Source organism: Exiguobacterium sp. s11, assembly GCF_018619015.1.
Lineage (GTDB): Bacteria > Bacillota > Bacilli > Exiguobacteriales > Exiguobacteriaceae > Exiguobacterium_A > Exiguobacterium_A indicum.
In genome coordinates, this window is the sequence record NZ_JACSNF010000004.1 from 166645 (window position 1) to 191644 (window position 25000).

24 protein-coding genes and 2 riboswitches are annotated in these 25000 nt (G+C 47.6%); of the genes, 12 read left to right on the top strand and 12 right to left on the bottom strand.

Translation table 11 applies throughout. From position 1 onward, the window contains the following. Nucleotides 1-8 precede the first annotated feature (8 nt). The 4 genes from rlmN to KNQ12_RS13425 all read right to left on the bottom strand — a co-directional run bounded on the left by rlmN (nt 9) and on the right by KNQ12_RS13425 (nt 3563). Entirely contained in the window at nt 9-1082 is a 1074-nt protein-coding gene (rlmN, locus tag KNQ12_RS13410) for a dual-specificity RNA methyltransferase RlmN (protein WP_023469793.1), read from the bottom strand. Nucleotides 1083-1206: 124 nt separating this feature from the next. Then, nucleotides 1207-2013 (bottom strand): ABC transporter permease subunit, encoded by an 807-nt coding sequence (locus KNQ12_RS13415; RefSeq protein WP_353047627.1) that lies wholly within the window; start codon nt 2011-2013, stop codon nt 1207-1209. Next, the gene (locus KNQ12_RS13420; protein WP_214748870.1) at nt 2010-2891 is read right to left on the bottom strand and encodes an ABC transporter ATP-binding protein; all 882 of its coding nucleotides are present in this window, start codon (nt 2889-2891) and stop codon (nt 2010-2012) included. The genes KNQ12_RS13415 and KNQ12_RS13420 overlap by 4 nt, the downstream gene beginning before the upstream one ends. A 12-nt stretch (nt 2892-2903) precedes the next feature. Continuing rightward, on the bottom strand, nt 2904-3563 hold the full coding sequence (locus tag KNQ12_RS13425; protein WP_081637345.1) for an SAM-dependent methyltransferase: 660 nt from the start codon (nt 3561-3563) through the stop codon (nt 2904-2906). Nucleotides 3564-3652: 89 nt separating this feature from the next. Here KNQ12_RS13425 and KNQ12_RS13430 point away from each other — a divergent pair, with 89 nt between their 5' ends. The 3 genes from KNQ12_RS13430 to KNQ12_RS13440 all read left to right on the top strand — a co-directional run bounded on the left by KNQ12_RS13430 (nt 3653) and on the right by KNQ12_RS13440 (nt 6800). Beyond that, nucleotides 3653-3973 carry a heme oxygenase gene (locus KNQ12_RS13430; RefSeq protein ID WP_023469797.1) on the top strand — a complete coding sequence of 107 codons (321 nt, stop codon included), beginning with the start codon at nt 3653-3655 and terminating at the stop codon, nt 3971-3973. Nucleotides 3974-4097: 124 nt separating this feature from the next. Then, nucleotides 4098-4835, top strand: a complete 738-nt coding sequence (locus KNQ12_RS13435) for a uracil-DNA glycosylase family protein (RefSeq protein ID WP_214748873.1) — start codon at nt 4098-4100, stop codon at nt 4833-4835. A 92-nt stretch (nt 4836-4927) separates the two neighbouring features. Then, nucleotides 4928-5106: riboswitch (Lysine riboswitch) on the top strand. A 110-nt stretch (nt 5107-5216) separates the two neighbouring features. Further along, nucleotides 5217-6800: a Na+/H+ antiporter NhaC family protein gene (locus KNQ12_RS13440; protein ID WP_214748876.1), complete on the top strand. Its 1584-nt coding sequence runs from the start codon at nt 5217-5219 to the stop codon at nt 6798-6800. A 276-nt stretch (nt 6801-7076) separates the two neighbouring features. Here the strand turns inward: KNQ12_RS13440 and htpG are convergent, their stop codons facing one another. Together htpG and KNQ12_RS13450 are read right to left on the bottom strand one after the other, a co-directional pair. After that, entirely contained in the window at nt 7077-8939 is a 1863-nt protein-coding gene (gene htpG / locus KNQ12_RS13445; RefSeq protein WP_214748879.1) for a molecular chaperone HtpG, read from the bottom strand. 82 nt (nt 8940-9021) lie between these two features. Further along, complete coding sequence (locus tag KNQ12_RS13450; RefSeq protein ID WP_214748882.1) at nt 9022-9891, bottom strand: PDZ domain-containing protein; 870 nt, start codon at nt 9889-9891, stop codon at nt 9022-9024. A 135-nt stretch (nt 9892-10026) separates the two neighbouring features. Here KNQ12_RS13450 and KNQ12_RS13455 point away from each other — a divergent pair, with 135 nt between their 5' ends. Together KNQ12_RS13455 and KNQ12_RS13460 are read left to right on the top strand one after the other, a co-directional pair. After that, complete coding sequence (locus tag KNQ12_RS13455; RefSeq protein WP_023469801.1) at nt 10027-10857, top strand: SDR family oxidoreductase; 831 nt, start codon at nt 10027-10029, stop codon at nt 10855-10857. A 139-nt stretch (nt 10858-10996) separates the two neighbouring features. After that, complete coding sequence (locus KNQ12_RS13460; RefSeq protein WP_214748885.1) at nt 10997-12169, top strand: M20 family metallopeptidase; 1173 nt, start codon at nt 10997-10999, stop codon at nt 12167-12169. Nucleotides 12170-12235: 66 nt separating this feature from the next. Here KNQ12_RS13460 and KNQ12_RS13465 read toward each other — a convergent pair whose 3' ends face one another. Further along, nucleotides 12236-12583 (bottom strand): WapI family immunity protein, encoded by a 348-nt coding sequence (locus KNQ12_RS13465; RefSeq protein ID WP_214748888.1) that lies wholly within the window; start codon nt 12581-12583, stop codon nt 12236-12238. A gap of 85 nt (nt 12584-12668) precedes the next feature. Here KNQ12_RS13465 and KNQ12_RS13470 point away from each other — a divergent pair, with 85 nt between their 5' ends. Next, complete coding sequence (locus KNQ12_RS13470; protein WP_214748891.1) at nt 12669-13094, top strand: DUF1801 domain-containing protein; 426 nt, start codon at nt 12669-12671, stop codon at nt 13092-13094. A 50-nt stretch (nt 13095-13144) separates the two neighbouring features. Here KNQ12_RS13470 and KNQ12_RS13475 read toward each other — a convergent pair whose 3' ends face one another. Together KNQ12_RS13475 and KNQ12_RS13480 are read right to left on the bottom strand one after the other, a co-directional pair. Then, nucleotides 13145-14383 carry an MFS transporter gene (locus KNQ12_RS13475; RefSeq protein WP_214748893.1) on the bottom strand — a complete coding sequence of 413 codons (1239 nt, stop codon included), beginning with the start codon at nt 14381-14383 and terminating at the stop codon, nt 13145-13147. 26 nt (nt 14384-14409) lie between these two features. Continuing rightward, entirely contained in the window at nt 14410-14865 is a 456-nt protein-coding gene (locus KNQ12_RS13480; RefSeq protein ID WP_035395501.1) for a CBS domain-containing protein, read from the bottom strand. Between the two features lie 182 nt (nt 14866-15047). On the opposite strand from KNQ12_RS13480, the gene KNQ12_RS13485 reads away from it, so the two are divergent. After that, the gene (locus KNQ12_RS13485) at nt 15048-15470 is read left to right on the top strand and encodes a MarR family winged helix-turn-helix transcriptional regulator (protein WP_035395500.1); all 423 of its coding nucleotides are present in this window, start codon (nt 15048-15050) and stop codon (nt 15468-15470) included. Between the two features lie 68 nt (nt 15471-15538). Here the strand turns inward: KNQ12_RS13485 and mmuM are convergent, their stop codons facing one another. From mmuM to KNQ12_RS13500, 3 genes are all read right to left on the bottom strand, one after another. After that, nucleotides 15539-16474, bottom strand: a complete 936-nt coding sequence (mmuM, locus tag KNQ12_RS13490) for a homocysteine S-methyltransferase (protein ID WP_214748897.1) — start codon at nt 16472-16474, stop codon at nt 15539-15541. Next, nucleotides 16449-17852, bottom strand: coding sequence for an amino acid permease (locus tag KNQ12_RS13495; RefSeq protein WP_214748900.1), 1404 nt, complete (start codon nt 17850-17852; stop codon nt 16449-16451). Before KNQ12_RS13495 ends, mmuM begins: the two co-directional genes overlap by 26 nt. Before the next feature lie 77 nt (nt 17853-17929). Continuing rightward, nucleotides 17930-18031, bottom strand: a riboswitch (SAM riboswitch). Between the two features lie 36 nt (nt 18032-18067). Further along, entirely contained in the window at nt 18068-18985 is a 918-nt protein-coding gene (locus KNQ12_RS13500; RefSeq protein ID WP_214748903.1) for a ketopantoate reductase family protein, read from the bottom strand. Nucleotides 18986-19167: 182 nt separating this feature from the next. Between KNQ12_RS13500 and KNQ12_RS13505 the strand changes: the two genes are divergently transcribed. The 5 genes from KNQ12_RS13505 to ahpC all read left to right on the top strand — a co-directional run bounded on the left by KNQ12_RS13505 (nt 19168) and on the right by ahpC (nt 24995). After that, on the top strand, nt 19168-19884 hold the full coding sequence (locus KNQ12_RS13505; RefSeq protein ID WP_023469811.1) for a GntR family transcriptional regulator: 717 nt from the start codon (nt 19168-19170) through the stop codon (nt 19882-19884). Further along, nucleotides 19877-21418 carry a gluconokinase gene (gene gntK, locus KNQ12_RS13510; RefSeq protein WP_214748906.1) on the top strand — a complete coding sequence of 514 codons (1542 nt, stop codon included), beginning with the start codon at nt 19877-19879 and terminating at the stop codon, nt 21416-21418. Before KNQ12_RS13505 ends, gntK begins: the two co-directional genes overlap by 8 nt. Before the next feature lie 24 nt (nt 21419-21442). Then, the gene (locus KNQ12_RS13515) at nt 21443-22789 is read left to right on the top strand and encodes a GntP family permease (RefSeq protein WP_214748909.1); all 1347 of its coding nucleotides are present in this window, start codon (nt 21443-21445) and stop codon (nt 22787-22789) included. Between the two features lie 20 nt (nt 22790-22809). Further along, complete coding sequence (gene gnd, locus KNQ12_RS13520; RefSeq protein ID WP_214748912.1) at nt 22810-24210, top strand: decarboxylating NADP(+)-dependent phosphogluconate dehydrogenase; 1401 nt, start codon at nt 22810-22812, stop codon at nt 24208-24210. Nucleotides 24211-24431: 221 nt separating this feature from the next. Beyond that, nucleotides 24432-24995 carry an alkyl hydroperoxide reductase subunit C gene (gene ahpC, locus KNQ12_RS13525; RefSeq protein WP_023469815.1) on the top strand — a complete coding sequence of 188 codons (564 nt, stop codon included), beginning with the start codon at nt 24432-24434 and terminating at the stop codon, nt 24993-24995. Nucleotides 24996-25000 lie beyond the last annotated feature (5 nt).

The following is a 25000-nucleotide window of genomic DNA, read 5'->3' on the forward strand; positions in this document are numbered from 1 at the left end:
CCAACGAATTATTTGGATGCTACTTTATCTTTTTTGATTTGCTTACTACGTAATTGACCACACGCCGCATCGATGTCTGTTCCGTGCTCAAGACGAACACCACAGTTCAAGCCGTTCTTTTTCAACGTATCGTAGAACGTCGTGATATCTTCAGACGTACTGCGCTGATATTGACCGTGCTCATCGACCGGGTTGTACGGAATCAAGTTGACATACGTCAAGTGACGTTTGTCTTCGAACAGTTTTGCGAGTTCGACTGCGTGTTCCTTTTGGTCGTTGACGCCACGAAGCAAGATGTACTCGATCGTGATTTTACGGTTCGTCGTTTGAACGTAATAATCGATTGCTGGCATCAATTTCTCAAGCGGGATCGCCCGGTTGATTTTCATGATTTGCGTACGCAATTCATTGTTTGGTGCGTGAAGCGAAATCGCCAAGTTGACTTGGAGTTTCAAGTCAGCGAACTTGTAGATCTTATCTGCCAAACCACTTGTTGAAACCGTGATGTGACGCGCACCGATTGCAAGACCATTGTGGTCCTTGATGACGTTTAAGAAGTCGACCATGTTGTCGAAGTTATCGAACGGTTCACCGATACCCATGACGACGACGTGGCTGACACGTTCTTCGTTACCGACTGCATCGAGGTGATGCTGGACGTTCATGATCTGCTCAACGATTTCGCCTGCTGACAAGTCGCGGCTCTTCTTGATCAGACCACTTGCACAGAAGCTACAGCCGATGTTACAGCCGACCTGTGTCGTAACACAGACAGAAAGACCGTACTTATGACGCATTAGAACCGTTTCAATCAAGTTGCCATCATATAATTTGAAAAGGAACTTGATTGTTCCGTCTGCTGATTCTTGCTTGACCGCTTCTGTCATCGAGTCAATCGTAAAACTCTGATCTAACAACTCAAGGCAATCCTTGTTGACATTCGTCATTTCCGCGAAAGTCGTGACACGTTTACGGTAGAGCCAATCCCATACTTGTTTGGCACGGAATGGTTTGTGCCCTTGATTCGATAACCATTCTGTCATCTGCTCAAGCGTTAATCCATAAATGGATGGTTTATTCATTTCGAAAGACCTCATTTCTTTTTCCAGAACTACAACATTCCTTTATCTTAGTAAAAATCAGCGCTTGACGCAACGTTCAAATCCTAAATGTTCACTTTCTGTAAAGTTTTTGCGCCACTTTCGATCAAATCGACAGACTCCGACGTCCGAATTGAACGACTGCTCCGGTCAAGAACACGAGACAGAGGACGAGTAAAAGAATCGAATGAAGAAGAAAATGATTCGTTCCTTCTAATAATTGCGTCGTATTGAATAAGGAGAAGACGGATAAATAACGGAGCCACTCCGTCTTGTCACTTAGTTCCGACAGAATCGTCAAGACGATCGATAGGACAAGCACACTACCAGCAAGCGAAAAAGCACGACGTTCTTCGTCAAATAACGTCGCAACGAATAACGTAAAGGCACCGATCGCCAAGAGTAACAATAGCGCATTGAGTTGAATCCGCCATAAGATGACGTCATTAATCGAAATATCTGTCATCCACCAGTCGGATACCATCAAGACGAGTCCATTCAGTCCTACGAAAACCATACTTGCGATACCCATGACGATCGCGACAGCAAACGTATACGCATTCCGTGTAATCGGGGCTGCAAGATAGACGATCAGCTCTCCGTTGTCGATCGGTCGCGCAACGAGGCGTGCTGCTAATGAGAGCAAGAATAGACTCGCAATGACTTGAAAAATCAGTCCATAATAGTTCCCCCCGAGCAGATCCAGTACATTCTCGAACCCTGTCACCTTATCGTATTGAAATGCTTTTAAGACTTCCGGAGGTAACGCTTCTAGTTTTGCTTCTAGTAAACCTGTCTTCATCATCGATGGATATAGCAACGCAAGTATCAATAAGTAGAGACTCGTTCCAATCGCATAAGCAAGCACGGGCTTTCTGACCTGCTTGAATAAAGAGCGGATCAGCAATATCACGACGATTCCTCCTCTCCATAATAATGCAAGAAGACCTGTTCTAAATCATCTGCTGACGGACGAATCAGCCGCACATCATATTGGATTAAATAAGCGATCGCCTGATTCAAGCTCAGCGTCTCGTCCGTTTGAAAACTGACTTCCAGCCGCTTCGGTTCAACACCGACTTGCATCGCGAACTGTGCTGCCTCCACCTCAGTTCGGAAGACGATCGTGTACGTCTTTCGACTCGATCGAACCAACTCATGAATATCCGATTCGACGATGATGCGCCCTGCTTTGATTAAAGCCGCTCGATCGCACGATTTTTCCATCTCCGGAAAGTGATGTGAACTCATCAGAATCGCTTTTCCAGCATGCTTCTCCTGTTCAATCCACTCTAAAAAACGCTCTTGCATCAAAGGATCGAGTCCACTGGTCGGCTCATCAAGTAGATAGACGGGTGCATCCTTCATGAAGCAACCGACAAGTGCCAATTTTTGTTTCATCCCTTTTGACATCTTGCGGATTTTCGTCTTCGTCTCAAAAGGAAATCGTTTCAACAACAGTTGTCGCCGTGCCGGATCGCTACCGTGTAGTCGTTGCATCAAATCCAGCATGTCTGCTCCCGTCATGTCTCCAGGTAAACTAATCTCCCCCGGCAAATAACCGACCAATTTCTTCACTTCTTTACTTTGCTTCCAGCAATCAAAACCACCGATCGTCGCCTTTCCACCATCCGCAGCCAATAGTCCCATCAAATGTCGGAGTGTCGTTGATTTTCCAGATCCATTTGGTCCGATGAAACCGAATATCGTACCCGGATCAACTGTAAAACTGACATCGAATATTCCACGCCCCGGTGCAAACTCTTTCGTGACATGCTCTAAACGGATCATCATCCGACCTCCTTATCTTTTATTTCTTTCCTCACTGTATTCATACCCGTTTTGAAGCAGTTTGTTCGGATCAAAGCGATAGATGACGAACCGCTCGTCATGATTTTTTTCATAGAGGTCTCGTAATCGAATCTCATCGACTTGCTCGAATACGGTATGACGCTCCAAGTACTCCCGGTATTCATCGGTCGGGTAATACAAGATGAGATCAACCGAACGCGGGGAACGTTCGACCGAACTTAAAATGTGATCGATCACTTTCATGAAAATTTGTGAAGAGAATGGATTGAAGAAATAAAACTTATTCGTCTCATCCGGAATGGCATACTGCTCGGCATACGTCTGTTCAAATCGCAAACTTCCGGAACGCCGCTTCCGTCGACTTTGGTAGTTCGCCATATTCCGGAGTGCGTCCTCGTAAAATTGTCCGTTCATCTCGATTCCGATGACGGAACAATCGAATCGGTCGTGTAAGTAAAAGTTCAAACGCCCTTTCCCACACCCGAAATCAATGACCGTGTCCTGTTTTTGAAACAAATACGTTTCGCATAATTCGTCTAGTGCCGCATAAGGCGTTGGTTCATAGCGATTGTAGTGACTAAACACACCATAGAGGTGTTGCATCTCAATGGTCTCGATTCGTAATCGTTGATCGTATTCCTGTTCATTCATTGTCGTTTGTTCCTTCTTTCCGGCATTCTTGCCTTCATCGTACTATACTGAAGAAGTACGTTACTCGTTTTTTGAAAGGGGATTTTATGATGATCGTCGTTACGAACCGGATTAAAGTCAAAAAAGGGATGGCTGCAGCTCTCGCTCCTCGTTTTACGCGTCCAAGTGGACTTGATACGATGGACGGATTCATCCGCGTCGAGGTCTTATTGACGCAAAACATCGAAGAACATGATGAAATGAACGTCAACATGTACTGGGAAGACATGAAGAGTTTTCAAGCATGGCGTGAGAGTGACGATTTCAAAGCGTCACATAGTCGACCTGCGAGTAGTGAGGCAGGAGAATCGCCAATGCTCGGCAGCGAGATTCTGACATATGAAGTTGCTTCGGTCAAAGAACGCGCATGATGCACGAAAAGGACTCGTCTCGAGTCCTTTTTTATATACCTATACACAAATAGTGAAAGGGTTTAATTGTCTCAAATGGTATTATTTGTTATTATAGTGCCAATACAGAGAGAGAGGGTTCTTCATGAATTCATTAACTATATTTGAACAAGCCATTCGTAGCTTACCTGATGATCGTACGTTACGACGTGATGAATTATGGACGGACGATTTTTTATTGCAACAGGAGAACGAGCTGACCGTCTATTACTCTCCGATTGGCGAATATGTCAATACTGAAGCAAAAGTCGTCATCATCGGGATCACACCAGGTTTTGAACAGATGCGAATCGCTTTCGAAGAAGCAACGGATGCCCTCCATCATGGGGCTTCACTAGAAGGGACGGCACGCATCGTCAAATATGCAGCCAGTTTTGCCGGAACGATGCGACGTAACCTCGTCCAGATGCTTGATACACTCGAGCTTCCAGCATTGCTCGGAATTGAGACGGCTACTAGCTTATTCCATCAACATCAGAAATTATTGCATCCAACATCACTGTTAAAGCAACCCGTCTTTTATCGCGAAAAGAATTACTCGGGTCATCAACCGAAAATTAGTCGTAGTTCTTTATTGAGGCACTACGCGGAAGAACACTTCGTCGCTGAGATCAATCAGTTACAAAAACCAGCGTTATTAATTCCACTCGGTCGGGTCGTCGAGACGCAAGTCCGTGGATTGATTCAGGATGGACGAATCGAACAACATCAGCTTCTTTCCAACTTCCCCCATCCATCTGGCGCGAACGGTCATCGAAAAAAACAATTCGAAGAAAACCAAGCCTATTTGATGAAACAGCTCATTCAACATTTTGCCGAATGAGCAACTTTGTCTTAAATTATCAGAATATATGGTTGAATCTTTTTTGAAATACGTGATAAAGTGTCCATAAGAACAGAATATGACTATTCTATCGATGAGGTAGAGGCGCGATTTCAATCAGTACTTGGTCCGAGGATGACAACGAAGACGACTACAGGAAAGGTGACATCGCCGAAATGACAGTATGCGTCGAGCATACCGTCGTTGGTCGATTCGGGAAATACCCGATCGATTGCCATACATAACAGTTGTATGGAGCGCTCCAATTCGGCTAAGAAAGACGCATCCAGCGAGGGTGTCGGCTTTGTTGCCGGTGCCCTTGCTTTTTTTGTGCCGCGGGGTCTCATCTTTAAGCCATTTTTAAAGAGGAGGATATTTTTCATGGTCAACTATTCAGATTCCATTATTGCCCTTGTACCTGCTTTACTAGCTATCTTATTAGCCATCTTTACCCGAAAGGTCGTTCTTTCGTTAGGTGTCGGCATTCTCGTCGGTGCCCTGTTACTTCACCGTTTTAACCCGATCGATACGGTAACCTATCTCGGCAAGAATATCTTTAGCCTCTTTTGGGCGGATGGTGCCTTGAACGAGTGGAACGTTTTATTACTTGTTTTCTTGTTATTGCTCGGTGTCCTTTCCACATTAATTCAAACATCTGGTGGCGCTCGCGCCTTCGGTGAATGGGCTTCTACACACGTCAAGACAGCGCGTGGTGCACGCTTAGTCGCCTTCGGTCTCGGTATCTTGATTTTCATCGATGATTACTTCAACAGTCTCGCTGTCGGCAATGTCAGTCGTCCGCTAACGGATCGCCGTGGTGTCTCACGTGCGAAGCTTGCCTATTTGATTGACTCAACAGCTGCGCCTGTTTGTGTCATCAGTCCGCTTTCGAGTTGGGGCGCATTCATCATTTCCATCATCGCCGGTATCTTAACGACGCACTCGATTACGGATTACTCAGCGTTTAGTGCTTTCATGATGATCGTTCCAATGAACTTCTATGCGATTTTCGCGTTACTTTTAACACTTTACATCGCTTACTCTGGCGTCTCTGTCGGACCGATGAAACAGCATGAACGCCGCGCTGCGAATGGTGAACTTTTTGATGCGTCAAAAGGAACACCGATGGGGATGGCAAAAGAGGTCAACGAACATACGAACGGAAAAGTCCGGGATCTCGTCGTTCCGATCGTCGTTCTCGTCATTGCTACGATCAGTGCGTTACTCGGGACAGGTGCTCAGGCACTTGCAGCCGACAACCGTCCGTTTACTTTAATTGGAGCATTTGAGGCAACAGACGTCACACGCTCACTTGTCGCAGGTGTCGTCATCAGTTTAATCGTCGCTTTCTTGATGCTGATCGGACGAAAAATTCCGGGTCGCGATTACCGTGCAAGCATCGTCGCTGGTATGCGTTCGATGTGGCCAGCAGTCGTGATTCTATTATTTGCTTGGACGATCATCGCTGTTATTGGTGATATGAAAACAGGCGATTATCTCGCAAGCTTCATCAGCAACTCGATTTCTGCTTCGTACTTGCCGTTCTTATTATTCTTGATTGCCTGCTTGATGGCATTCTCGACAGGAACAAGTTGGGGCACATTCGGGATCATGTTGCCAATCGGTGCGGATCTCGTCATGGCTGTCGATGCCTCACTCTTATTACCGACGCTTGCTGCTGTTCTTGCTGGATCTGTCTTCGGTGACCATTGTTCACCGATTTCCGATACGACGATCCTCAGTTCGACAGGGGCTGGATCCCATCATATCGATCACGTTACGACACAGTTACCGTATGCGCTAGTCGGTGCCGTCACTGCGGCAGTAGGTTATTTAGTCATCGGTTTCACGGAGTCTTCGGTCTTCGGTTTCATCGGAGCTCTTGTCACATTCGTACTCTTCGTCGTCGTCTTGAACGTTCTCTCGAAAAAAGGCGAAACTGCTTCGGATTTACAAACGGATTGATGAAATGAAAAAGGGACTGACTCAAAAAAGAATGACGCGTCTTTTCACGCCCTTTCCTCAGGCGAGACACAAGCCTGTTTTCCTGCTTAAATGAAGCAGGAAAACGGGTCTCGTTCGTCTCTGACAGCGCATAAATGCGCTTTTCCTGTAGGAGTGGCGTGTGACGCGCCATTCTTTTTGTTACGAGATAAGGGTGGCAGATCATCATTCTGCCACCCTTATCTTTGTAGAGACCAACTTTGAGTCAGCCCCTTTTTTTCGACTTCATGTCATGTCTTATACCATAAGTTCACACACATCATTCGCGAACGCTACCGGATCCTCGAGTGGAAGCCCTTCGACAAGTAATGCTTGTTGATACATCAGTTTGGTATAGCGCTCGAATTTTGAACGATCGTTTTGATACGCCGTTTCAAGAGACTCGAACACTGCGTGTGACGGATTCAATTCAAGAATCTTGACCGCTTCTACCCCTTCATTATTCGGCATCGCCTTCAGAATTTTCTCCATCTCGATCGAGACAGCGCCGTCCGTCGCAAAGCAGACAGGATGCGATTTTAGACGTGTTGAGGCTTTGACTTCCTTGACTTGCCCACTTAGCACTTCCTGCATGGCTTGGAACATCTCTGCTTGTGCGTCCGTCGTCTCCGCTTCCTCCGCTTCAATCCCTAAATCGCTGCTCGTGACCGACTTGAACGTCTTCTCGTTGTACGTCACGAGCATCTGGATCGCGAACTCATCGATCTCTTCCGTGAAGTACAAGATATCATACCCTTTATCATGGACGAGCTCGGATTGTGGTAATTTATCCAGACGATTCGTACTCTCACCAGCGGCGTAGTAAATATGTGCCTGATCTTCCGGCATCGCTGCGACGTATTCTGCGAGTGTGATCAACTTCTTTTCCTTCGCCGAGTAGAAGAGGACCAGATCCTGCACCTGTTCTTTATGCATGCCATAATCATTATACATACCGAACTTCAGCTGGCGTCCGAACGCTTGATAGAATGTTTCGTACTTCGTGCGATCCTCGCGCAGGAGGGCTTCGAGTTGTGTCTTGATCTTACTTTGGATATTTTTCGCGATCAATTTCAATTGACGATCGTGCTGCAGTAACTCGCGCGAGATGTTGAGCGATAAGTCTTCCGAGTCGACCATCCCTTTGACGAAACTGAAGTGATCCGGCAACAAGTCGCTGCATTTTTCCATGATTAAGACACCGTTGGCATAGAGTTCAAGACCCTTTTCAAATTCCTTCGAATAATAATCGTACGGTGCCTGCTCTGGAATGAATAAGATCGATTGATAACGAACAGCGCCGTCGACACTGATATGAATGTATTTCGCCGGTGTGTCGAAACCATACCGCTTCTCTTGGTAGAAGTTCGTATAGTCTTCGTCTGTCAATTCCCGTTTATTCTTCCGCCAGATCGGCACCATGCTGTTGATCGTCTTGACGACTTCGACCTCTTCCGTCTCGTCACTGCCTTCGATTGGCTGACGTTCGAGTTCCTTCATCTCGATCGGATAACGGATGAAATCCGAGTATTTTTTGATGATGCTACGCAGACGATATGTCTCGAGGTATTCATCATACGATTCTTCTTCCTCGTTCGCCTTGATGTGGAGTGTAATCTCCGTTCCGACGGTTTCCTTGTCGACTTCCTCGATCGTATAACCTTCGACACCACGCGATTCCCATTTATAAGCGACCGCACCGCCGAATGGTTTCGTAACGACAGTGACGACGTCTGCGACCATGAAAGCGGAATAGAATCCGACACCGAATTGACCGATGATATCATGACCATCTTGTGCTTCGTTTTCTGCTTTGAAGGCAAGCGATCCACTCTTCGCGATCGTACCGAGATTTTCTTCTAGTTCTTCCTTCGTCATTCCGATTCCCGTATCACGAATGATGAGTTGACGCGCTTCTTTATTTGGTTCGATCGTAATTTTGTAGTGTTCCTTTTCGAACGAAATCGTCTCGTCCGTCAATGCTTTGTAGTACATCTTATCCATGGCGTCACTTGCATTCGAGATCAATTCGCGCAGGAAAATCTCCTTATGCGTATAGATGGAATGAATCATCATCTCCAGCAATCGTTTTGATTCCGCCTTAAATTGTTTCGTTTCCATGCTCATTCTGCCTCCCTTTTTTAGCACTCAATCATACAGAGTGCTAATTCATCTCCTATTATTAGGGAGTTCGAAATATCTGTCAATCACCTTTTTCACTGTATGTCACGACTTTTTCACGGACGATTTTTCCGATTTGACGTAAGTGTTCTGCTGACCCATAGGTGCCATGGCTGACACCGTTTTCATCCATTCGATTACCGAGACCGATGAACTGCTCACTCGGTTTGAAGTGGAGTCCGACGACGGATACCTGAAATCGTAACGAGAAGCCGATTTGAAAAATCGCGTCCGGATAATCCGTTGGTCGATAGGTCGTCCAAGCGATGTCTGGTTCGAGCTTCGCAAATCGTTCCGTGTGTTCCTTACCGAGCAGGATGATTCCTTTTATCGAGAACAGTTCAAGCAGACGTAACAAAAATGTCTGACCGAACGGACTATCTTCCAACACGCTGCGTTCTTTGATCGCTCCCATGTAGTGGTGTGTCGGAAACGGGAAAAAATCCAGATGAATGACCGGATCAAACGTCGTCTCGTAAAACGACGCACCGAGTCCGTTCAAGAATCCTTCGAGCTTACCGCCACCTGGTCGACCGAACCAGGTTCGGTACACATTTGGTTGTTTGAAGTAACGATTGAAGCGTCGGATCGATTCCGTCAATGTCTCTTCTTGTAAATACGCATTCCACGTCATGGATTGTGGACGTATGAAAAGTGGACCGTGCTCGTCAAATCGTAATGCACCTGTTCGGTCTAAAAACTGCGATCGGGATGGGTTCGTCGCGATCGTCACCCAACTGCTACGCGTCGCATCACCAAACCAGAGGACAGGTGTCGTTTGGTCGATCAATTCACTTGCGAATGCACTCTTCTCGAGTGTCATTTGGTACTGGACGGCTTCGTGTAATAATTTTTTGGCAAGTTGCCATTGATCGGATGTCAGCTTTCTCATCTCCCTCTATACAGCGATTGTGCTGTTGTAGATGTACCCCCTATCCTCTAACACTAGACGCATCGATGGGTTTAATCTCCATTTCTCCGGGAATGTTTCATAAGGTGAACGATACGACTTAGGAGGGATTTAATAATGGGGAGACTCGATCAAAAAGTAGCTGTCATTACCGGCTCGGCAACAGGGATTGGACAAGCGACTGCACTTGTCTTCGCAGAACAGGGAGCAACGGTCGTCTGTGCCGATGTCTCACTTGAAAAAGCACAACAAACAGTAGAACAGATTACACAACAAGGTGGGAAAGCGGAAGCCGTCCATGTCGATGTCTCAGACGTCGAGAGTGTCGAGCAACTTGCGAAGCACGTCAAAGAGACATACGGTACGATCGACGTCCTCTTCAACAATGCCGGAATCGATGAACAAGGCGGGAAAGTCCACGAGTATCCAATCGATCTCTTCGACCGGATCATCGCGGTCGACTTGCGCGGTACATTCCTCGTCAGTAAATTCTTGATTCCACTCATGCTTGATAACGGTGGTTCAATCATCAATACGTCATCGATGTCTGGTCGCGCAGCTGACTTGAACCGATCCGGTTATAACGCAGCGAAAGGTGGGATTGCGAACTTCACGCGCGCGATGGCAATCGATTATGCGCGTCATGGCATTCGTGTCAATTCGTTATCACCAGGAACAATCGAAACACCACTCATCGATACACTTGTCGGTGAAAAAGAAAAAGAGCAAGGCAAACAGTTCCGCGATGCGAACGCTTGGATTACACCACTCGGACGACTCGGTAAACCACGCGAGATGGCAACAGTCGCCCTCTTCCTCGCTTCTGACGACAGCTCATATGTTACAGGTGAGGATATCACAGCAGACGGCGGCATCATGGCTTATACATGGCCGGGAGAGATGTTAATCGATTCGAAGTGGAAAGACGAAGCAGAAAAAAGTGAATGAGTAAGGTACGGTGTAACCTTCTGGTTGCACCGTTTTCTTTTATCTCAAGACGTTCAGCTCCGTAAATTATTTTCCGAATTCGTTTACCTCCCTGAAGTATTTTTATCAGGGTACAGGATAGGTAAAGGAGGAAATACTTATGCAAACAGCAATTACTTACTTACAACGGTGTCTTCAAATTCCAAGCGTTAATCCGACGGACGGAGAAGAAGCCGTCGCACGTTATGTGTACGATGTACTGATTGATCATCAGATCTCGACAGAATGGATTGAAGTCTCATCGAAACGGATTTGTCTTGTTGCGACCGTTCCTGCGAGCGAAGAGGTTTCACGCCCTTCCGTACTCGGGCTATCTGGTCATCTCGATACGGTTCCTGTGCAAGGGGACGGCTGGACGAAAGATCCATACGGTGGTGAAATCGAAGACGGACGCATTTATGGTCGTGGGGCTTCGGATATGAAGTCAGGTGTCATGGCGATGGTGCAAGCGCTCATTCAATACAAGGAACGTCAAAACCGCCCGAACACCGTCAAACTTCTGATTACATCCGATGAAGAAAATGGCATGACAGGAGCTCGGCATTTGACGGAACAAGGGCATGCGGATGATTTAGATGCTCTACTGATCACAGAACCGACGAGTGGGATGATCGGTTATGCACAAAAAGGGGTCGTTGGGATTGAAGTGACATGCCGCGGAAAAAGTGCGCACAGTTCTGCTCCGCAACTCGGACGTAATGCGATTGATGACGTATACCGTGTCATCCAGGAAGTGAAGTCAGAACGTTTCTCGATCACGACGAATCATCACCCAGCACTCGGTCCGGTCGTCGCGTCAATCACATCCATAAAAGGAGGCGAAGGACCGAACGTCGTTCCGAGTCAAGCCTCGTTCTATATGGATATTCGGACGATTCCTGGATTCGGTCGAGCGGATGTTCTTGCTGCCTTTACGGATATGGAGCGTCGACTTGTTGCCGAAGATCCTGACTTTGACATGAGCGTAACCGTCATCAAGGATATTCCTTCCTGTGAAACCGATGAACAAGCGCCTTTCTTGCAACAGGTCGCGGATACGATGGAGCAGGTCAGCGGCGTGACACCGCGAAAAATCGCCATCCCAGGCGGAACGGATGGTGCGATGTTCAGCCAAGCAAAAAAAGCATTCCCGATTGCGATTGCTTCTTTCCATGATTTCCGTCTTGCGCATCAGGTCGATGAGTCGATTCTGTTATCCGAGTATGAACAAACGATTGCGTTTTGCTTTAACTTGATCAACACACCATTACATCAATCGCTTCCATCGCTTTAAATAAAAAAGGGACGACTTTTGGGTGCAGTACCCAGAGTCGTCCCTTCTACTTTTACTGTGTTTAGTTTAGTACACACCAAGTTGTGCCAACGCCTCACTTAAATAACTTTGATCACTGCGAAATTCTTGACTTGTTTGCCCATCAGACCAGCTGATGAAGACACGACCAAGCCGGTCATATCGTAAACGGAGACGTATCACGCCCTGCTCAAATACGACTTCTCCCTGTAACGATTCATGAACATGGGCAAAATCACGGATGAACAGATCATATTCGTCGAATGAAACTGAAATGTCGTGTTTACTATCTTCTCCCGTCATTTGAATCGTTAGTTCCTCTTGTTTAGGATATACGTGTAAGATGTCCCACGATAGACTGCTTTCTTCTCCTCGAAACACGATGCGATGCTTCATTCGATTTCCACCTCTGAGTTACAGGATATTTACTAGTCTTTCTCGAAAGTAACCGATATCTTCTTCATCCGAAAGGAGTCTGCTTATGTCTCATACGCCAAAGACAGGTCCTACTGAACAGTCCGTTGATGCTTTTCTGGCACAAGTCGAACCACCACTACGTCAAGCAGATGGTATCACGTTACGTCAGTTCTTCGAAGATGTCACGGGATACGAAGCCGTCATTTGGGGGTCTTCCTTGATTGGTTTTGGTGCCTATCATTATCGCTATGCCTCTGGTCACGAGGGCGACAGCTTTTATGTCGGCTTTTCTCCGCGCAAGACGAACCTCGTCCTTTACCTCGCGCTTGGTGAAGACGATGTATCGGAACGACTGCTTGCCACTCTCGGTACGTATCGACGCGGCAAGTCCTGCCTCTACGTAAAACGACTGACTGACATCGATTTAAACGTCCTTCGGGAAATGATTGAGTACTCGATCCGCACGTTAAAAGACATGTACCCGTCTTGATTTCAATCAAAAACAGCCGAAGCGGATTCGCTTCGGCTGTTTTTTTGAAATTAATGTCCGCCTTCTGTCCGATCGATATGGCGAATGTGTTTGAGATTGACCCCGATGATGATGACGGATAAGAGGACAAAGCCACTTCCGACATAAAATGGTAAGTTTGCGTTGAAGATTTCAGCCAATTTCCCGGCCATGAATGGCGCAATGGCTGCCCCGAGAAAACGTAGGAAACTGTATGCCGCAGATGCTGTCGAACGTTCGACAGGTGCTGCGTCCATGACAGCGGTCGTGATGAGCGTGTTGTTATTCCCAAGCACGGCTCCCGCTAAGATGACACAGACGATGACGACGGCAGGTGTTTCCGTGAAGATTCCCATTAATAGAAGCAAGATTGCGAATGTGATCAACATCATGACCATCGCTTTGATCGTCCCGAACCATTGTTTCAGTTTCGGAGCCGTTAAGACCGATGTGATCGCAAGCAACATTCCCCAGCCGAGGAAAACGAATCCAAGTCCTTGTGCTGGTAGTTTCATGACGAATGGTGCATAGGCCATGATTGTAAAGAATCCCACGTTATAAAGCGCCGCAACGATTCCGAGTGTCAGCAATGAACGATGCTTCATCGCTTGGAACGGTGCTTTTAATGATAACTTCTGTTTCGGTGCAGCAGATGCTGCTGGTTTTGGCATCAAGAAGAACAAAACGAGGAACGCAATGACCATGATTGTTGCAACACCCATGAATGGCGCGCGCCATGTGATCGAACCGAGCGTTCCGCCTAACAATGGCCCAATCGAAATCCCAAGACCAACGGCTGCTTCATACAAAATGATCGCTTTGGCTGTTCCGCCTGACGATAAGGAAACGATCGCAGCGAGTGCAGTTGCGACGAATAAGGCATTCCCAAGCCCCCAACCACCGCGTAACGCGACGAGCGTCCAGATGCTGTCAGCTTGTGAAGCAAAACCAGCAACGGTTGCGATGACGGCGATTCCGAGCATTAACGTTCCTTTTTGACCAATCCGTGATGAAATCGCGCCTGTAATCAACATCGCGAATGCCATGACGGCGTTATAACTTGTAAATAAGAGCGTTACTTCACTTTTTGATGCTTCTAAATTCTCGGCAATCGTCGGTAAGACGGGATTGACGAGCCCCATTCCCATGAATGCTGTGATACTGGCGAAAAAGACTGCCCAGACAGCAACCGGTTGATGGAATAATCCATGTTTGCTTTCTGCTAATACCGTTTCCGGCTCAAGCGTCGTTGTTTTTTCAGCAAGTGCCATAGTGTCCCTTCTTTCTATTGAATGTGTTACATGAACTGTTTAAACGAATGGCGGATGACGTCGCCTCGACTAATGATCCCAACAAGACGTCCTGCTTTCAGAATCGGAAGCTTTTTAATCCGTTTTGCGCCGAGCGTTGCTGCAATCTCTTCCATTTCTGTGTCAGCGTCCGCAGTTACGACTTTCCGGCGTGCCAGTTCCATGACAGGTCGATTCAAAATATGACGAATCCGATCTTCATAATCTTCTTCGTCTCCTTTGATGACATCTACATATAAGAATGTATCGACGATGATGTCCTTGTGTTTTCCGATCGCGCGCATGATATCTCCGTCACTGATATACCCGACTACCTCTTGCTCAGCATTAATGACAGGTACGCCGCTAATACCAGATTGAATGAATCGTTCGATGACCGTCCGAATCAGATCTGTATCGTTTACTGTGATGACCTCTTGTTTCATCGACTCATAAGCTTTCATCTGAATTCTCCTTTGTCGTTCATTTCTCATATGAAAAAGTTGTATGATACAATTAAAAGAACAAAAATGATTGTATAATACAACTACAACTCTGTCAAGCCTCCTGCTTTTCGCATTGACAGCTTATCCACATTGGGTAATCATGAGGGACAGAGAGACTTTTTTGAAAGGGGAGATACCCGATGTCTCAACAAGCACTCGAAACCATTGAATTGGAGTTAGCGATTCTGATCCGGCGCTTGACGACAGCGACGGCAGACAATCGTAATTTGGATCGTGCTTCCTACCTCTTACTGCGACAACTAGCGGATTCCGGCAACGTCGGTGTCAAAACACTTGCCCGTGAACTCCAGCTTGATGTCTCGACCGTCAGTCGCCAAGCTGCAGCGCTCGATCAAAAGCAACTCGTGGAAAAAGTAAAAGATCCGACAGATGGTCGTGCCTTCTTCTATCATATTACGGATAAAGGACAAGAAGAGCTCACGATTTACCGGACAGCACGTCTCGCGAGCATCGAACGTCTCCTGACGGATTGGCCATCGGACGATGCTGAAGATTTTGGACGTCTGTTGCAACAATTCAACCGTGCCTTGCGCGAGCGTTAACGAAATTACACCATTTATAGGAACGGAGGCGAAATCAATCGATTTCGCCTCCGTTTTTTCGTCATTATTCATGATGTATGAGTAACCTGACAAACTGAACGAATTTGTGCGATGTGTTCGGGTGATGTTCGGCAACAACCACCGATCAATCGTGCCCCTGCCTCATACCATGTCTTCGCGACGGTTTGGAACGATGTACACTGATTCGTACCTGACCACGTTTTTGCGACCGGATCATAGACCTCACCGGAGTTTGGATAGACGATGATTGGCACATCCGTCAACGCCTTGAGGTGACGGATAAAGTCGGTCGCGTAAGATGCCGGAAAACAATTTGCACCGATTGCTGCGAGCTGTGGATGTTGCCCAATTGTCTCGATGCACGTCGCAAGTGCCGTTCCTTCACTAATGTGCGTCGCATCTTGAAGCGAAAACGTCAGCCAAGCGGACACTTCCGGATACGTTTCGAGAATCCGGAACAACACGACAGCTTCCTCGAGCGACGGAATCGTCTCGAATGCTAGCAGATCAGCCCCCGCTTCAATCAACGCTTCGATCCGTGGCCTGTGGAAGGCTTCTAGCACATCCACTGACACCCCATAATGACCGCGATACTCAGAACCATCTGCTAAGTAGGCACCATAAGGACCCACTGATCCCGCGATCAATGCGTCACTCTTCCCGATACGCGTGCGTGCGCTTTGCGCCAAGGTGACCGTTTGTCGAATCAGCGCCTGTGCTTCCTCTGTCGTGATATGACGTTGCTTGAAGCCTTCGATACTTGCTTGATAGCTTGAAGTGATGGCGACATCAGCACCTACTTCAAAGTAATCACGATGGACACGCTCGATCTGTTCCGGTGCTTCGATCAAGAGACGTGCTGACCAAAGCGGGTCGTTCAGATCGAATCCCTTCTGTTCAAGTTCGGTTGCAAGGGCACCATCTAAAATGAGAAAGGGAACTTCCTGTAATCGTTGATCAACTGGATTTTTGATTCGGTACATCTTCAACACTCCGTTTCTGAAAAGAATTCGTGAACGCATGAACGACATAACAGATCACGATGAATGGAATACCACAGTACAAGGCAATTCGTTGTGTCGGATCAAATCCGATACCAATCAGAGAAATCAAACAAACGACGAAAGCGGCGATCGGTACGAATGGAAAGAGTGGTGTGCGATAGACCGATTCGTCGACCGTATGCCCTTCACGAAGAAATTGCTTCCGGAAGCGATACTGGGCCACACTGATACTCATCCAAACGACGACGACAGCAAGACCGGAAATCGAGACGAGCGCGATATAGACACTCCCTGCTGCATAGATGCTAGACAGCAAGGCAAGTCCTCCGCCAAGCATGCTGAATAATACGGCTCGAAGTGGAACCCCACTTGGCGTCACCTGGGCGAAGAAGCGTGGAATCATGCGTTCGTTCGCAAGCGACCAGAGCATCCGAGAGGCGGCGTAAAGTCCAGAATTCGTTGCCGACAAGATCGCTGTCAAAATGACGAAGTTCATCACGTCTGCTGCGTAGGGAATTCCGATTCGTTCGAACACGGCGACGAACGGACTTTCGAGTACACCTTTCCCATCCGTTGGCAATAAGACGGCTAATACGATGATCGTACCGACGAAGAAGAGGACGAGTCGCAAAATCGTCGTTCGGATCGCAAGCGGAATCGTCCGTTTCGGATCGACTGCTTCACCCGCCGCGACACCGATTAGTTCCGTTCCCGAGTAAGCAAAGTTCACGGCAAGCATCGTCATGAAGATGACGAAAGCGCCATTTGGAAACAACCCGCCTTCGGTTAACGAAGAAAAGAATGGAGCCGGGCTACCATCTTGCAGTGGAATAAAGCCGACGATCGCTCCCGCACCGAGTAAAATGAAAGCAATGATTGTCACGACCTTAATGGCGGAAAACCAAAACTCGACTTCAGCGAACACGCGAACCTTCAAGACGTTGATACCAAGGATCATCGCAGCGAACAATGCGCTGAACACCCATACAGGAATCGACGGGAACCAACGTTGCATTAAAATGCCTGCTGCCGTGAATTCTGAACCAAGGGCGACCGTCCATGTCAGCCAGTAGAGCCAGGCCACTGTATAACCGGTGCCGGGTCCGATGTACTTCGTTGCGTACTTATGGAATGATCCGGTTTCCGGCATGTGCACGGCGAGTTCACCGAGACTTAACATGACTAAGTAAACGACGACGGCCCCAATCAAATACGATAAAATCGTTCCGACACGTCCTGCTTGTTCCAACGTATAACCTGTACTTAAAAATAATCCGGTTCCAATGACACCACCTAACGACAGCATGATCAGATGACGTGATTCCATCTTGCGTCGAAATGCTCCGCTCGTTTTCATGAATCCATTCCCTCCTCATTCCACCTATTTCAAACAAAAAACGCATCCTCACGGATGCGTCGGTCGACAATTCGGAAATCTTATCGATCGGGTGCAGCACCCGCAGGAATTAGCACAGTATCTTTCGACCTGTTGCTGAGGTTTCATAGGGCCAGTCCCTCCACCTCTCTGGATAAGTATGTAATTGTTCCTAACCATATCAGAATGCAGATAATTCAGTCAACAGGCATTTCCCGATTTTTTTGATAGATCCATAAATTAGATTCAATCAGTTGAAGATGACGTGAAGAGCGTGTTTCGAGCAAAGTACTAAAGAAATGTTTCACTTCGACGGGCTGACCCTTTTCCATGTCCCGTAACATCGATGATTTCATCGTGTCTTCCATTGCATGCATCTGCTTCAGCAAGACCGCTTCTACATCGTCATTAAAGACTGCGCCTTGTTCTTCCATCGCTCGCTTCGCTTCCTTCATGACGTCTTGAATCATCTGATGACCAATTGGGTCCTTGCGAATTGGACCGATGGCAGAGCGAAATAGTGTCGTCACGCCCGCAAATGTCGAAATGAAGAGGTACTTTTGCCACATGTCATCCATGATATGCATCGAGTACGCCATCGGTGCCTTCGCTTTCGCAAAACGTGTTGCAATCTCCTCTAAACGCGCTGTTGGTTTACCGGTTCGTGAACCAAACAATAGCCGATGCGACGGGCTTGTCTGTACAATACGCCCTTCTGCATCAAGCGTCGATTCAATGAAGCAAAGTCCGCCCAGTACTCGATCTTCTCCGAAGACTTCTGTTAACCGTCGTATATGCTGCATGCCGTTCAACAAAGGAATGATGTACGTCTCGCTCGAAACAAATGGCGCAAGATCCTGTAGGACATCATCCAAGTGATAGGCTTTCGTCGAAAGTAAGACGACATCAAATGTGTGATTCAGTCGCATGTCTCGTGTCACTAACTGAGGCGTGATCATAACATCACCATGAGGACTAGTGATCTGTAACCCTGTCTTTTGTAATTGTTCATAGCGCTTCGGACGAACAAGGAATGTCACCTGTTCCCCTTGCTCAGCAAGACGTCCCCCGAAATAACCTCCAACTGCTCCGGCACCTACGACTAAAACATGCATATGCATTACCTCCTTTTTAACTAATCGATTCGTTACTTACTCCTTCACCCTAACATATCGGAAACCATTTTCCTCATTCCTGCTTGAATCACTAAAATGTAAGTTAAGCGTTTGCATTTTAGAAAAAAACGTTTATACTAACTTGTATACAAGTATACTCACTTTAGAAATCAGGTGATTCCATGTCAGAACTGTTATACCCCTTGAAGTGGTTAGCAAAAGCTTCCGCTGGAGATCGTGTCGCACACGAGCTACGGATGCGCATCATTTCAGGAAAGATTGAAAGCGGTACCATTTTATCCGAAAACAAATTAGCCTCTGATTTTTCAGTCAGTCGCTCGCCCGTCCGTGATGCGTTAAAGGTCCTTGCATCCGAACAATTGATTCGTCTCGAACGAATGGGAGCGGTCGTCGTCGGTTTGTCTGAGCGCGACATTCAGGAAATCTATGATGTCCGGCTACTCATTGAAACGTTCGTCTTCGAACGACTCGTCAAAATCGAACGGGCAGAACTCGTCCGTGAACTCAGTAAAATTCTCGAAATGATGAAAGTTGCCATCAAATACAAGGATGCCGATGAATTTTCCTTCCAGGACGTTCTGTTTCACGAAACGATCATCCGCTCGATTGATCATGGATATGTCAGCATGATTTGGCAAAATCTTAAACCGGTCATGGAAAGTTTCATCCTCCTATCGATGCGGGTACGATTCGAAGAAGACATCGAAGACTTCGAACGCATCCTCGCGAACCACGCCTTGTACATCGAAGCAATCGAGACAGGGGATCGTGAACGGATGGTCGCTTCCTTGCATCAGAACTTTGATGACGTCCAGGAAGTCGAAGATCTCTGGAAAACGCAACAAATGATGTCGAAAGGAGTCGATTCACATGACTGAATACATGTTAGGCGTTGATATCGGAACGACGAGTACGAAAGCGGTCCTCTTTACGACAAAAGGAGAGGTCATCGGACAAACGAACGTCGGTTACCCGCTTCATACACCGAACCGGTCGACAGCGGAGCAGGATCCAGAAGAAATTTTCGATGCGGTTCTCGAATCGATCCGTTTGATCACGAAACGTCATCCGAGCATGCCACCGAAGTTCGTCGCGTTCAGTAGTGCTATGCACAGCTTGATCGCGATGGACGCACAACATCAACCATTGACTGCCTGCATCACATGGGCAGACAGTCGGAGTGAAGCATGGTCGAACAAGATCAAGGAACAATATGGTCTATCGATCTATCACCGGACCGGAACACCGATCCATCCGATGTCACCGCTCAGCAAAATCAGTTGGCTCGTCGAAGATCGTCCGGAGCTCCATGCTCAAACGAAAAAATATATCGGGATCAAGGAATTCGTGTTCCAAAGACTGTTCGGCAGATATGTCATCGACCACTCTCTCGCTTCAGCGACCGGTCTCTTCAACATTCATGAATTAGGCTGGGATACGGGCGCGTTACATGTCGCGGGAATCGATGCAAGCTACTTATCGGAACCCGTACCGACGACGACGTCATGTACCGGACTAAATACTGATTACGCACGACAAATGGGACTCTCCGTCGATACGCCGTTCCTAGTCGGTGCCAGTGACGGTGTTCTTTCTAACTTAGGTGTCAACGCGATTCGCAAAGGGGAAATTGCGATCACGATTGGAACGAGCGGTGCCATCCGAACGATCATTGATCGTCCGCAGACCGATGAAAAGGGAAGAACGTTCTGTTACGCGCTGACCGAGGACCACTGGGTCATCGGCGGACCCGTTAATAATGGTGGAATGGTCTTACGGTGGATCCGAGACGAACTCGCGTCAGCCGAAGTCGAGACAGCAAAACGCCTTGGCATCGATCCGTACGCTGTTTTGACGAAGATTGCCGAACGCGTCCGTCCTGGATCCGACGGGTTATTGTTCCATCCTTACTTGTCCGGTGAACGAGCGCCGCTCTGGAATCCGGATGTCAGCGGTTCGTTCTTCGGTTTGACACTTTCGCACAAAAAAGAGCATATGATCCGGGCGGCACTAGAAGGCGTCATCTACAATCTCTATACCGTCTTCCTTGCTCTGATTGAGTGCATGGACGGTCCCGTGACACGGATTCAGGCAACGGGTGGGTTTGCTCGGTCTGAAGTCTGGCGCCAAATGATGGCGGACATCTTTGAATCGGAAGTCGTCATTCCGGAAAGCTTTGAAAGTTCATGTCTCGGTGCTTGTATTCTCGGACTGTATGCGACGGGGGAAGTCGATTCGTTCGAAGTCGTCTCCGAGATGATCGGGGAAACGCATCGTCATGTACCAAATGAAGAAGCGATGCATGAATATCGTCAGCTCTTACCGATTTTCATTAGCTTGGCTCGAACATTGTCTGAGGATCATAAACGAATCGCTACGTATCAACGGAGCTTGATTCAAGAAGAAAACTAACTTAATCTTTTGGGGGAAGTCATCATGCCTTTAGTCATCGTAGGAATTGGGATCGTCGCGTTGCTCGTTCTCATCATGGGGTTGAAATTAAATACGTTCGTCTCACTCATCATCGTTTCCTTTGGCGTTGCACTACTACTCGGCATGCCGCTCGATCAGATCGTCAAAACGATCGAAGCTGGTATCGGAGGAACGCTTGGTCACCTCGCATTGATCTTTGGTCTTGGTGCCATGCTCGGAAAGCTGATCGCTGACGCCGGGGGGGCGCAGCGAATCGCCATGACGCTTGTCGCCCGATTCGGGGAAAAGAACATCCAGTGGGCAGTCGTCGTCGCTTCATTCATCATCGGGATCGCCCTCTTCTTCGAAGTCGGACTCGTCCTGTTGATTCCAATCGTCTTTGCGATTTCACGTCAGCTTCGTGTCTCAATTTTATATCTCGGAATCCCGATGGTCGCTGCCCTATCCGTCACGCACGGCTTCTTACCACCTCACCCGGGTCCGACCGTCATCGCTGGGGAATATAAAGCCAATATCGGGGAAGTCTTATTGTATGGTTTCATCGTTGCTGTTCCGACCGTCATCATCGCCGGTCCTATCTTTACGAAAATCGCCAAACGACTCGTTCCTGAATCGTTTACACGGACAGGAAATATCGCGTCACTCGGGGAACAAAAAGAATTTGATTTAGACGAGACACCAGGCTTCGGCATCAGTGTCTTCACGACGATGCTACCGGTTCTTTTGATGTCGGTCGCAACGATCTTCACGCTCTTACAAGAAACACTCGGCTGGGGTGAAAACAGCGTCATCTCGGCAATCGAGTTCATCGGAAACGCCTCGACAGCGATGTTGATTTCATTACTCGTCGCGGTCTACACGATGGGGATCGCGCGTCAGATTCCGATGCAAACGGTCATGGAATCTTGTACGACGGCAATTGCTCAAATCGGAATGATGCTATTGATCATCGGCGGTGGCGGTGCCTTCAAACAAGTCTTGATTGACGGTGGTGTTGGAACGTTCGTCGCGCAATTATTTGAAGGATCAGCGTTATCTCCGATTCTACTCGCTTGGTTGATTGCTGCGATTCTCCGGATCTCACTCGGTTCCGCGACAGTCGCTGCCCTCTCAACGGCAGGTCTCGTCATTCCGTTACTAGAGCAATCCGACGTCAACTTAGCGCTCGTCGTTCTCGCGACTGGTGCAGGTAGTCTGATCGCTTCACACGTCAATGATGCAGGCTTCTGGATGTTTAAAGAGTATTTCGGATTATCATTAAAAGAAACGTTTGCGACATGGACTGTGCTTGAGACGATCATTTCCGTTTGTGGACTTGGGTTCGTTCTTCTCCTCAGCCTCGTCGTCTAAGAAAAGGAGTCGTTCTACTTATGCAACATTCTATCGGAGTCATCGGGCTTGGCGTCATGGGACGCAACCTGGCACTGAATATGGCGAGTCATCAAGAAGAAGTCGCCATCTATAACTACACACGTGATTTAACGGACGATCTCGTCGCACATGATGAGGGACTACCTCTTCATCCGTACTATGACATTGAAGCATTCGTTCAATCACTCGCTCGCCCACGTAAAATCTTCATGATGGTCACGGCTGGTAGCGCGATTGATTCGGTCATCGAATCGTTGCTTCCGCATCTCGAAACAGGCGATATCATCATGGATGGTGGGAACTCTCACTTCCTCGATACAGAGCGTCGTTTCGACGAGTTACAACGCCATGGGATCGAATACATCGGCGTCGGTGTATCGGGTGGTGAAGTCGGTGCGCGGACCGGTCCTGCGATCATGCCGGGTGGATCGAAAGAAGCTTACGAACATGTCGCACCGATCTTGACGAAGATCGCCGCTCACGTCGAAGGAGATCCATGTTGTGTTTATATTGGTCCGAAAGGCGCTGGTCACTTCGTCAAGATGGTCCATAACGGAATCGAGTATGCGGACATGCAATTGATCGCTGAAGCGTATAGCTTCCTCCGTTTCCGTCTTGGACTCGACGTCACGGAAGTCGCGGACATCTTCGCTGAATGGAACGAAGGTGAACTGAAAAGTTATCTGATTGAGATCACAGCGGACATCCTCCGAAAAACGGATGACGAGACAGGGCAACCGTTGATTGATGTCATTCTCGATCAAGCCGGTCAAAAAGGAACTGGAAAATGGACGAGCCTGCAAGCCATTGATAATGGGATCGCCTCTTCGATCATCACGGAAGCCCTGTTCGCGCGTTACCTTTCAGCTATTAAAGAAGAACGCGTCGCAGCGTCTGCTGTCCTAAAGGGACCAGAAGACTTGTCAACGCTTGAGCGAGACGCGTGGGTCGAACGGATTCGTCAAGCGCTTTATATGGGGAAAGTTGCCGCATACGCGCAAGGCTTCACCCAGTACCGAACGTCGTCTGAGTTGTATGACTGGAACTTACGCCTTGAGAAGATCGCCTTGATTTTCCGTGGTGGATGTATCATCCGGGCCGACTTCTTGAACGTCATCAGTGAAGCGTTTAAAAATGATGCGAACCTCTCAAACTTGATGCTCGCCCCGTTCTTCGCTGAGAAAGTACAGGCGTATCAAGAATCGTTACGTCACGTCGTTGCCGAGGGAGCATTATCTGGTTTTGCACTCCCATCTCTATCGACGTCACTGACGTATTACGATAGCTACCGGACAGCGAATTCGAATGCCAACATGTTGCAAGCACAACGCGATTATTTTGGTGCTCATACGTATGCCCGGACAGACCGCGAAGGGATCTTCCACACGGACTGGCAATAAAGAATACAGTTCCCGACTCCTGTTTCATTTTGGAGTCGGGATTTCTTTTTTTGTTCACACAATCTTTCCTGAAATAAGAAATTGCCGATTATACCTTGACAAAAGTGTTGGTCTATATGAAATTAGTATTAGATTAGAATTATTCTAGTGTGATAAATACAGATTCCTTGTATGCACTAGAACAGATTCTAAAAATAGAACCCTTGAGGAGGATTTTTATCATGTCTTTAATCGGAAGTGAAGTAAAACCATTCAGTGCATCAGCATTCCACAACGGAGAATTCGTTGACCTAACGGATGCTAACCTTCGCGGTAAATGGAGTGTCGTATGTTTCTACCCTGCAGACTTTACATTCGTTTGCCCGACAGAACTCGAAGATCTCCAAAACCAATACGAAACACTCAAAGCGCTTGACGTTGAAGTTTACTCTGTTTCAACAGATACGCATTTCACACATAAAGCATGGCACGAAACATCAGAAACAATCGGTAAAATCGAGTACGTCATGATCGGCGACCCATCACACGTCATCTCACGTAACTTCGAAGTCTTGAACGAACAAGATGGTCTTGCTGACCGCGGTACGTTCATCATCGACCCAGACGGTGTCATCCAAACTGTTGAAATCAATGCAGGCGGTATCGGTCGCGATGCAAGCACGCTCGTCAACAAAATCAAAGCAGCACAATACGTACGTAACAATCCAGGCGAAGTCTGCCCAGCGAAATGGGAAGAAGGCTCTGCAACACTCACCCCAAGCCTTGACCTCGTCGGAAAAATTTAAGGAGC